Source organism: Pseudomonas bharatica (assembly GCF_048586865.1).
GTDB lineage: Bacteria > Pseudomonadota > Gammaproteobacteria > Pseudomonadales > Pseudomonadaceae > Aquipseudomonas > Aquipseudomonas bharatica.
Genome location: NZ_JBMAWR010000057.1, coordinates 1 through 1,434 on the forward strand (window position 1 = coordinate 1; position 1,434 = coordinate 1,434).

Here is a 1,434-nt window from a genome sequence, read left to right on the forward strand (position 1 = left end):
TGGACTGCCCCCAAGAAGTTGGAGACTAATCCAACCCTTGGGGGAGTTATGAGTAAGTACACCGAGCAGTTCAAGCTCACAGCCATCACTGCCTACCTGGAGGGCACCGATGGTTTCCGAAAGGTAGCCCAGCATTTCGGTATCGATTTCAGCCTGCTGAGGCGCTGGGTGGCGAGCTATAAAGCCCGTTCCACTATCAGTCCCATACCTCACGGTCAGCGCTACGACATCAATTTCAAGCGCAGGGTCGTGCAGTACATGCGCGAGCATCGGCTTTCCCTGCGTCAAACGGCAGCTCACTTCGGCTTGGGACAGTCCTCCCGGGTAGGCATTTGGGAGCACCAGTACTACAGTGGCAACCTTGCCACCTCTACTGCCACTCAACGAAAAAAGTCTGCCGACGTGTCCAAGAAGATCAAGCCACTCAAACCCACTGACACTGACGACGCGCTGAAGCCGCGAGATCAGCTCATGGCAGAACTCGAGTATCTGCGCATGGAGAACGCTGTCCTAAAGGAGCTGAAGGCTTTGAGAGAGGAGAAGGAACGAAGGCCAGAGAAAAAACGCTGATCGTCTCCAGACTCCGAACCCGATTCCCGCTGTCAGCGTTGTTGGCCCTGGTCGAGTTGTCGAACAGCACCTTCTACTACCAGCTCAAAAGCCTTCAAAAGCCGGATAAACACGCCCATCTGAAAGAGCTGGTGGGTCAGGTCTATCACAAGGAAAAAGGGCTCTATGGGTATCGGCGCGTGACGCTTGCGATCAAGAATCAAGGCATCCTGGTGAACAAGAAGGTTGTGGAGCGGCTGATGGCCGACCAAGGTTTGCGGGCGGTCGTGCGGCCTAAAAAGTATCGGTCCTATCGAGGAGAAATAGGCAGGATTGCCGAGAATCTGCTGGAGCGAAACTTCATTGCCCAGCGGCCCAATCAGAAGTGGGTAACTGACGTAACCGAGTTTAAAGTGGCTCAGCAAAAGCTCTATCTCTCACCAGTGATGGACTTGTACAACAGTGAGATCGTGGCCTACGAGATCGCTCGCCGCCCAAGCTATGAGCTGGTGGGGAACATGCTGGAAAAAGCCCTGAGTAGCTTGGGAAAGGAGCCGAAGCTGGTCATCCACTCTGATCAGGGATGGCATTATCAGCAGCGCCAATACCGCGAAAAACTTGAGCAGCGTGGGGTAAAGCAGAGCATGTCGCGCAAAGGAAATTGCCTGGATAACGCCGCTATGGAAAGCTTCTTCGGCACGCTCAAGTCTGAGTTTTTCTATTTGAAGCGGTTTGAGAGCATCGAAGAGCTGACCACCGGTCTGGACGAGTACATCCGCTACTACAACCATGACCGCATCAAGCTGAGGTTAAACGGCCTAAGCCCTGTCGATTACAGGGCTCAAGCTGCTAGCTAAAACTGTCCAACTTTTCGGGGGCAGTCCA

Annotated in this window: 1 protein-coding gene; it reads left to right on the forward strand. The window is 53.8% G+C overall.

Features of this window, described 5'->3' with window-relative positions; genetic code table 11:
• Positions 1–48 precede the first annotated feature (48 nt).
• Positions 49–1,406, forward strand: a protein-coding gene (locus ACKLLE_RS27105) for an IS3 family transposase (RefSeq protein ID WP_420059604.1) whose coding sequence is annotated in 2 segments (ribosomal slippage) — positions 49–522 and positions 525–1,406 — 1,356 coding nt in all. Because the reading frame shifts where the segments join, the coding sequence is not laid out codon by codon here.
• Positions 1,407–1,434: the final 28 nt, after the last annotated feature.